Annotated in this window: 6 protein-coding genes and 1 tRNA gene; 3 read left to right on the top strand and 4 right to left on the bottom strand. The window is 41.1% G+C overall.

What is annotated here, in order from left to right; genetic code table 11:
* Positions 1-146 precede the first annotated feature (146 nt).
* Positions 147-2,507 carry a hypothetical protein gene (locus tag WBM49_RS06960; protein ID WP_424371336.1) on the bottom strand — a complete coding sequence of 787 codons (2,361 nt, stop codon included), beginning with the start codon at positions 2,505-2,507 and terminating at the stop codon, positions 147-149.
* A 50-nt stretch (positions 2,508-2,557) separates the two neighbouring features.
* Positions 2,558-3,859: a ribosome biogenesis GTPase Der gene (der, locus tag WBM49_RS06955; protein WP_424371335.1), complete on the bottom strand. Its 1,302-nt coding sequence runs from the start codon at positions 3,857-3,859 to the stop codon at positions 2,558-2,560.
* Between the two features lie 140 nt (positions 3,860-3,999).
* On the opposite strand from der, the gene WBM49_RS06950 reads away from it, so the two are divergent.
* A complete protein-coding gene (locus WBM49_RS06950) occupies positions 4,000-4,494 on the top strand; it encodes a GTP-binding protein (protein WP_424371334.1) in 495 nt (164 codons plus the stop codon).
* 3 nt (positions 4,495-4,497) lie between these two features.
* Here WBM49_RS06950 and era read toward each other — a convergent pair whose 3' ends face one another.
* Positions 4,498-5,382: a GTPase Era gene (gene era / locus WBM49_RS06945; RefSeq protein ID WP_424371333.1), complete on the bottom strand. Its 885-nt coding sequence runs from the start codon at positions 5,380-5,382 to the stop codon at positions 4,498-4,500.
* Positions 5,369-6,733: an alanine/glycine:cation symporter family protein gene (locus WBM49_RS06940; RefSeq protein ID WP_424371332.1), complete on the bottom strand. Its 1,365-nt coding sequence runs from the start codon at positions 6,731-6,733 to the stop codon at positions 5,369-5,371. Before WBM49_RS06940 ends, era begins: the two co-directional genes overlap by 14 nt.
* A 119-nt stretch (positions 6,734-6,852) precedes the next feature.
* Here WBM49_RS06940 and WBM49_RS06935 point away from each other — a divergent pair.
* A tRNA-Met gene (locus tag WBM49_RS06935) sits at positions 6,853-6,925 on the top strand.
* A gap of 436 nt (positions 6,926-7,361) precedes the next feature.
* On the top strand, positions 7,362-8,813 hold the full coding sequence (locus WBM49_RS06930; RefSeq protein WP_424371331.1) for a S41 family peptidase: 1,452 nt from the start codon (positions 7,362-7,364) through the stop codon (positions 8,811-8,813).
* Positions 8,814-8,822: the final 9 nt, after the last annotated feature.

Raw genomic sequence — 8,822 nt, 5'->3', positions numbered from 1 at the left:
ACTCCTTGGGACAGATTTTTCCATTCCTCTTGAGATTAACATGGACCTTTCTGAAGCGGAAAGCTGTTGTGGCGGTATTCCGGAAGTCCGTTCTATTGCCATTGATGGTGAGCTGCAATCACTAAACGATGGTACGTTCTTTACCATTACTTTGGATTGATCCCTATTTCTTCTTTTTGGGAAACCAGGGTGCCATCGTCCCCCATTCCCTCAATATAAAGATTTAATTGATTTTGATAAGGCAAGGGAATTGTAATGGAGGTTGGGAACTCTGACCCAACGCGGATATTGCCTTTCCAATCAATTGCCCCGTAATTTCTAAAGAATAAACTTCTATTATCCGGATAGTTGGGAGTAAAATACTCCTGAGGTCTCGTATAGCCGTTTTCAATCAGGAATTTTACAAATTTATCTCGATATTCCGGCAACAGGTAGGTTCCTTGCCTCAACACAATACTCACAAATCCACCAATTCCTCTACCACCCCCATACAGTTTGTCCGAATAAACAATGGTCTGAACACTAGACAAAGGCATATTGAGTACTTCACCTTGCTGGGCAGGCATTCCATTTACAATAATCGACAACCTCGGATTTGGGAACTTCAAAGAACTTACCACCATCAATCCTTTTTTAATTTCTACCAGCAATCCAATGCGCCTTAAATAATTCCGAACGGTCTTATATCTCTTTATTTCTAAATCTCCTATAACATTGGCCTGAATACTCGGACTCAATAGAAATTTGTTCACCCTCTTTTTTTTCTCCATCACAGTAACTTCCTCCAAAAAGATGGTGCGCTTGTCCATTCCCAAGGACATTTCGTCCATGTCTAATAATGGTGGAGGTGATCTTTTAACAGCACTGGTATCATGCACATGGGCAACCAAATCCTCAAACCTTTTCTGAACTACAGGCCCTGTTTCAAGTTCAAATTTAGGCTTACGGAGGCTCCCATTTTTCCCTAACAGACTAATATTCAGAGAATCCCCCACGAACAATCTCATTTCGGCTGAAAAGGATTTATCTGACTCTAAGACAGCATAGGCCATATCACTAGGTTCATCAGGAATAAGGAACACTTGCTTCTCTTTACTTAGATCGGCATCAATAAGTTTGCCATTTACTACAATTCCATTTTCAGAAGCAAAGGTAAATGCCGCTGCTTCCCTTTCTTTTTCACCCCATTTGTAACGGCCCCAGCCTTCAATTAAAAGCCTAATATCCAATTCAAATCTTCGCTGCCTGTTTTGTGATTCTAAAAAGTATGCATCAAATTGCCGGTCACTCGCTATAAAAGGTCTTAACATAAGGGAAGAGAAGATGGTATGATCAGGATCATAGGCCTTGGTATCTATTGGTAGCACAGAAATACTTGTGAGCACTGAGGCTCCTTTTTCTTTGGGAACTCTCAAATCTATTTGCAATGAATCACCGGAGCTTGTAATACATTGCTCTAACACCATAGTGATCTGTCTCTTTTTTCCTTCCCTATGATTAAAGAACATGCGTCTGGCAAGGGGAATCATTTCCGGGCTAAACAAGACAGCAGTATTGACCCCAAAAGGCAATAAATTTTTATTAATAGCCAAAACAGGGACTTCATTGGTCAGGTTCATTGTTTCCCAAAATATCTCATCATTTTGATAGATGGCAAAAAGATAGTCCTGCCCCATATTTTTTTTCAGGAATTCATTTGAGGCTACCATTTTAAGAATTACTTCTGAAGTGCCTGCATCTTCCACAGACAAGCTGGCAGCCAGGTATTCCGCAGGAGGGAGTTCTGCTTTCGCTATCGCCCCATTGAGGTGCCTAAACTGTAGCCAGTACCTTTCATTGGGTTGTGGGGAAATCCCAAAGCTGCCGTAACCTATATGATTGGTAGCAATATTATTCTTAATGCGCAGACCATCCTCATTGACAATTTCAAGATTTTTGCTCGAAATTCCGTTTCCAAATGTATCCGTTAGCCTTATCCCCACTCTGTTATAACAGCCCGAAATAAGATTTCCTCCCTCAGGAAATACTTCCAACTGTATTTTATCAAAAGAGGGTGTCAGCTTTTCGTTAACATTTTGAACGATCTGTATAGTTTGCCGAAACGGTCTAAGAAACTTAAAATTGCGCATGTAATTCGTCCAGCTCAAGACAACGTATTCTCCTTCAACAAAGGTGGAATCTATAGCAATATCTCCAGAGCTTACCCCGTTTTCCACAAATATTTTTTGGTGTTTGAGTTTTTGGCCCTTTGTAGTAAAGATGGCAACATGAAGATTTGCAGTAAGTGCGGAGGGTTGTTTGCTTTTTTGGTCGCGAACATAAGCCGTAAACCAAAGCCGCTCCCCTTGAATAAAAGTAGTCTTATTTAAATGAAGGTGAATGTTTTCGCGTAGCTGGGAATCCTCGTTTTCGGTTTTACCTACTACAGGAAATTGGAGTGGCTCCTGCGCAAAAACATCGAAAATGAAAAATACAATACAGGCCAAGGTTAGTCTGGAGCTATTCATGCAAGCAAGTCAATTTTTTTAAAAAAAACAGCAAAAATTATACCAATAAACTACTTCTTCCTCATAAAGATGGTGATGGGCACCCCTGTAAAGTCAAAATGTTCGCGCAGCTTGTTTTCCAAAAAGCGTTTATAGGGCTCTCGTACATACTGAGGCAGGTTGCAGAAAAAAGCAAATTGCGGATAGGGGGTTGGGAGTTGGGTGATGAATTTGATCTTCACGTATTTACTCTTATACGCAGGAGGTGGCGTATGCTCTATAATTGGAAGCATAACGTCATTTAATTTGCGCGTTGGGATACGTTTACTTCGATTCTGGTACACTTCCACCGCCGTTTCTATGGCTTTATAGATCCGTTGTTTGGTAAGGGCCGAAATAAACAAGATGGGTATATCGGTAAAGGGTTCTGTAGCTTGCTTTATTTTAGTAGTGTATTCTTTGACGGCATGGGTGTCTTTTTCCAAAAGATCCCATTTATTGACCAGGATCACTATGCCCTTATTGTTGCGTTGTGCCAACCAAAAGATATTCTCTACCTGCCCGTCGAAACCCCTGGTAGCGTCTAAGACCAACAAACAAACATCACAGTGCTCTATGGCCCTAACCGAACGCATTACAGAATAAAACTCCAGATCTTCCCGCACTTTCGCTTTGCGCCTTATCCCGGCAGTATCTACTAAATTGAATTCAAAGCCAAAACGGTTGTACTTGGTATCTATGCTATCTCTGGTTGTCCCGGCGATATCGGTAACTATGTAGCGTTCTTCTCCGATCAGGGCATTGATAAAGGACGACTTCCCGGCATTTGGCCTGCCTACCACGGCAAACCTCGGAAGGTCGCTTTCGGTTTCTGGTCTTTCCGGTAAGGCTTTTACCAGTTCATCCAGCAACTCTCCACTTCCACTGCCATTCATGCTAGAGATCGGAAAGTATTCCCCAAGTCCCAAGGAATAGAATTCAACGGCATCCTGTGCCCGCTGGGGGTTATCTACCTTGTTCACAACCAAAAATACCGGTTTGTTTACCCGGCGTAATAATTTAGATACATCCTCGTCCATCCCGGTTACCCCGGTTTCCACGTCTACCATAAAGATGATGGCATCTGCCTCCCCAATGGCCAATTCTACCTGTTTGTCTATTTCTTTTTCAAAGACATCATCGCTCCCCAATACATAGCCACCGGTATCTATAACTGTAAATTCCTTCCCGTTCCAGTCGCTCTTCCCATAGTGACGGTCTCGCGTAACGCCACTCACAGCATCTACAATGGCCTCGCGGCGTTGAATAAGTCGGTTAAAAAATGTCGACTTCCCCACGTTGGGCCTTCCCACAATAGCAACAATTGCACTCATAGTTTAAAACTTGGGCACAAAGGTAGTACTAATCCCCCAACTTACAATCGATTACGGCCCCTACTTGATGGGTGTCTAACTCTTCAAAATAGAATGAATTACACAAATAAATTGTATCTTTTAGATACTAAAATAGGTCAATGCAACCCTTACCCAACGAAATAGCACTCAGGCCTCGCTTTCAGTTAGTTGAGGGTGCCCATAAGGAGGACTTGCTCAGTGCTTTTGAGCAAACCAAAAGACCCCCATTTCTTTCAAAACGTCTGGACGATCACGTCTTTATCAAATACAATCAACAAGAATCACATTTCTGGTCGCCACAGCTTCATTTAGAGATCATTGAAAAAGAAGATGGCGGGAGTACGATATATGGAGTATTTGGGCCCAACCCCACGCTCTGGACATTCTTTATGTTTCTCCATTTCGGGGTAGGAACTTTTTTTGTCATTTTTGGGATCTGGGCCTATAGCAGCGCTTCTCTGGGCAAACCTTACGGTTGGTTGCTGGGTATTATGGGGCTGCTGACCCTGCTATGGTTTGTCCTATACGCCTTTGGGCGGGCAGGGAAAAGGAAGGGGAAACCACAGATGGAAACCCTTTACTCCTTTATGGAAGACGTGCTGTCTAAAGTCTAAGGGTCAGGATTGGTAGCCAAAGCGCCGTAGCTGATTGCTATTGCTTCGCCAGTTCTTATTTACCTTTACGTAGAGTTCTATGTGCACCTGTTTGTCGAAGAATTGTTCAAGATCTTTCCTCGCTTCAATACCCACTCTTTTTAGCGCACTTCCTTTATGCCCTATCAATATTCCTTTTTGGGAATTGCGTTCTACCATAATGACGGCTCCTATCCGGATGATCTTTTCATCTTCATGAAAAGCTTCGGTTTCGATCTCAACGGCATAGGGTATCTCTTTTTTGTAATGCTTTAGGATCTTTTCCCGGATGGTCTCATTTACAAAAAAGCGTTCCGGTCTGTCTGTAAGCTGATCCTTAGGGTAATATGGCGGAGCCTCCGGCAGGAGTGAGACGATACGTTCAAATACCTCTTTGATATTGAAGTTCTGAAGGGCAGAGATAGGATGGATCTCCGCAGTAGGCAGTTGTTCCTGCCAATATTGCACCTGTTCTTCAAGAAGTTCCTGATCTGCCGTATCTATCTTGTTCAGGAGCAACAATACCGGGATCTTGCTGTTCTTGATCTTTTCAAAAAAGCGCTCATCTTTTAAAGCCTGTTCTCCTATCTCCACCATGTAGAGAAGGATATCTGCATCTTCAAAGGCCGACTTCACGAAATCCATCATGGCATTTTGCAATTCATAGGCAGGCTTAATAATACCGGGGGTGTCAGACAAAATCATTTGAAAATCTTCCCCATTTACAATTCCCAGGATACGATGGCGGGTAGTTTGTGCCTTGGAGGTGATGATAGAAAGCTTCTCCCCTACAAAAGCGTTCATAAGGGTAGACTTCCCAACGTTTGGGTTTCCTATAATATTAACAAAACCGGCTTTATGTTTTTCCATGGGCTAATTGTGCAAGGTATTTTTTGGCAGCCACATTAACTTTTGGCGCCAGGTATAGTACAGCGATCATATTTGGGATCACCATTAGGGCGTACGATAGATCGATGAGGTTTTTTACCAAATCGAGCGACGCCACGGCGGCAAAGACGATCATAACCACAAAGTACACATTATACCACTTCCCTATGCGTACATTGGATAAAAAAGAAAGACTTTTAACCCCGTAGTAGGAATAGGTGAAGAGTGTTGAAAGTGCAAAAGCACTTACGATGATCATTAACAATTCATCCCCATATCCAAACAAGGTACGCCTAAACGCGGTAAGCGTCATCACAATACCACTGCCATCTTCCAGATAGGCCCCACTCAGGATAATCACTATGGCCGTAAAGGTACAGACCATAATAGTGTCTATAAAGGGGCCCAACATGGCGACCAAACCTTCTTTGATGGGTTCATCGTTCTTAGACTGTCCGTGATACATGGGGGCACTACCCAAACCAGCTTCATTAGAAAACATGGCTCTGCGGATCCCTATGATGACCAGCCCCCAGAAACCACCGGTTACGAGGGTTTTAAAATTCCAGGCTTCTGTGAGGATCATTTTTAAGGCTGGCAAAACCTTTTCCGAATTCATGATCATGACTGCAATGACTGCAAGGAGATAGACCAGCACCATAAAGGGTACAATGGTGGAGGCCACTTTCGCTATTTTTGTCAATCCACCAAATATGACAAAGGAAGTAATGACGGCCAACACAAGGCCAATGATTAATTTCCAATTAAATTCACTGGTCTCATAGATAGTTTCGGCGGGGTTCACCACACTCATGAAGGTCTCGGTAAACTGGTTGGCGGTAAAGACCCCCAAAAAACCAAACAATCCGCAGATACAAAAGAAAACAGCCAAAGGGCGGGCTTTTGGACCCATCCCTTTGGTGATATAGAACATAGGCCCCCCCTGAAGTTTCCCGTCAGAATCTGTACCCCGGAACATAATGGCCAGGCTACAACTGTAAAATTTAATACACATCCCGATAAGGGCGGTCACCCAGATCCAGAAAACCACTCCCGGGCCCCCATCGTGAATAGCAATGGCCACCCCGGAAATATTCCCTAAACCAACTGTTGCCGCTACGGCCGCAGAAAGCGCCTGAAAGGAACTAACATCCCCCTTGGCGTTCTTATCATCGTACTTCCCGGCAGTAATAGCAATGGCATGGCCAAAAAAGCGGTAGGGTAAGAACCGTGAGTAAAACACCAGAAACAGGCCCCCGCCTATCAATAAAATAAACATGGGCCATTCCGTATAGGGAATCAATCCTGAAAGAAAATCATTAAGTGCTTCCATAGAAAACCTGAAGCCTCGAAGGTAGGGATTTTTAGTTTTTTGAGCTTCCTACGGCCCAAATAATTATCCGTTGAAATCTTGATAATGCTAAAAAACCGTTGTATCTTTGCCGTCCACATCGCGGGGTAGAGCAGCAGGTAGCTCGTCGGGCTCATAACCCGAAGGTCGCTGGTTCGAGTCCAGTCCCCGCTACAAAGAAAGCCATCAACGAAAGTTGCTGGCTTTTTTCTTTGGGAGCAAGCCAAACTTGTTTGAGCTTGTGAACAAGGAAAAAAGGTAATACCTCGCGGCAGCGAGGGAAATGGCTTTCTTTGTAAAGCCACCCCTCCCGATAGCTATCGGGACCATTTCCGATCCACCGATAATTTAACGAAGGGGGAGAGGAAAGAATCCAGAAACCGGGGGAAATTCCACCTCGATAGTCATCGGGGTCAAATTGCAAAACACAAAAGGGATGGGACAATAAATAGTTTTCTAATAAATCCAACCTATATCACGGATATCGGAGACGCGAAAGGTATCTTATCCTTCAATATAAAGGAATAAATCCTATTTTTATGTGCATATAAAAAGTTGTGTGTCAGTTTAACAGAATAGCAATTAGAAGATTAGAAATATAGAATTTACAATGAAAAAGAAAATTATATGGATTTTAATTGCGATACTGATAGTCACGATTGGTTATTTAGCTTCATTGTCTGACCCACCAGAAGATGAATCAATAAGGTTTGTTGATATAAATAGTTATATATCAAAGGAAGAAATGTTTATTGATATTGATAGCTTAACAAGCACCTTTGAGAAGATTCACCCTAATCCATATAGATTTTTCCCAAAAAACCATCACCAATCAAAGGTCGACTCTATAAAACTACAGCTTCTAGATAGTTTGACCATTATAAACTTTTGGCGTATTATCGACCAAATAATCATTAGTTATAATGATGCGCATTCAAATTCGATTGATAGTTATATTCTTACAGATTATGTAAAAAAGGGAAAGCAATTCTTTCCCCTTTCGGCAAGAATAGTTGACAATAAAATACTTGTTTCAGGTATTGAAAATCAAGAGCAGGTTTTGCCGAAAAATACAGAAATAATAAAAATTAATGGGAAAGCTTCCGATGAATTAATTAGAGACTTACTCAACCACGCTACAAGAGAAACCCAATCACTAAAACTTTTGGAAATATCCGATGATTTGGGGGTCTATTTATGGAAAACCTACAATTGGGAGAAAGATTTTAACATTCATTTTAAAACAATTGAAAGTCCAAGTGTAGATTCAATGCTTGTAAACGGCATAAAATGGAAAAGTCGAGAAATATTAATGAAAAATGAAACTCAATCATACACTTTCAACATATTGGAAAACCAAGTTGGCTATATGAAAATTTCAGACTTTAATAGTGATGAAAAAGAAATTAAAGGCTTTTACACACAATCCTTTCAATCATTAAAGAACAATAACTCCTCTCATTTAATAATTGATTTCAGGGGGCATAGTGGAGGTGCTGACAGCTACGGTGAACATTTAGCAAAGTATTTTGCCACAAAACCATTTAGAAAATTATCAAAAGCATATTGGAAAATAACCCCTGAGTTTAAAGAAGCATTTGACAGAAAGTTTGTGCCTAAAAGCATCCGATGGTTTAAACCAATTTATTTAGTTAATGAATATTCTAGTATTTTTTATGGTGCAAAACCAAATGAAATGGTAGAAGTAAATTATGAAATGATAAATCCACTTCCGCTTAAAGAAAGATTCATTGGAAATGTATATTTGATTACAGACCATAATACCTTTTCGGCAGGATCAATATTCGCTGAAATGTTTAAGTTTTGCAATATGGGTGAGATAATTGGACAACCAACGGGTAATTTATACTCTTTCAATGGTTTTGCTTTGGCTAATTTTGCTTTGCCTAATTCTAAGCTGACCTATCATATTTCTTCGGTTTATAATTTAGCTAATAATAAAGAAGAGGGAATGAAATCTGTTGAGCCTGATATTATTATTGATATAGAAAAAGACCCTTTGGAATATATTATTGAAAATTTATTAGATGATAAAAAGTAAACTGAGAAA

It is taken from the genome of Muriicola sp., from assembly GCF_049669965.1.
Lineage (GTDB): Bacteria > Bacteroidota > Bacteroidia > Flavobacteriales > Flavobacteriaceae > Muriicola.
Note: the sequence above shows the minus strand (reverse complement) of the source record. Positions and strands in the feature narration are given on the sequence as shown.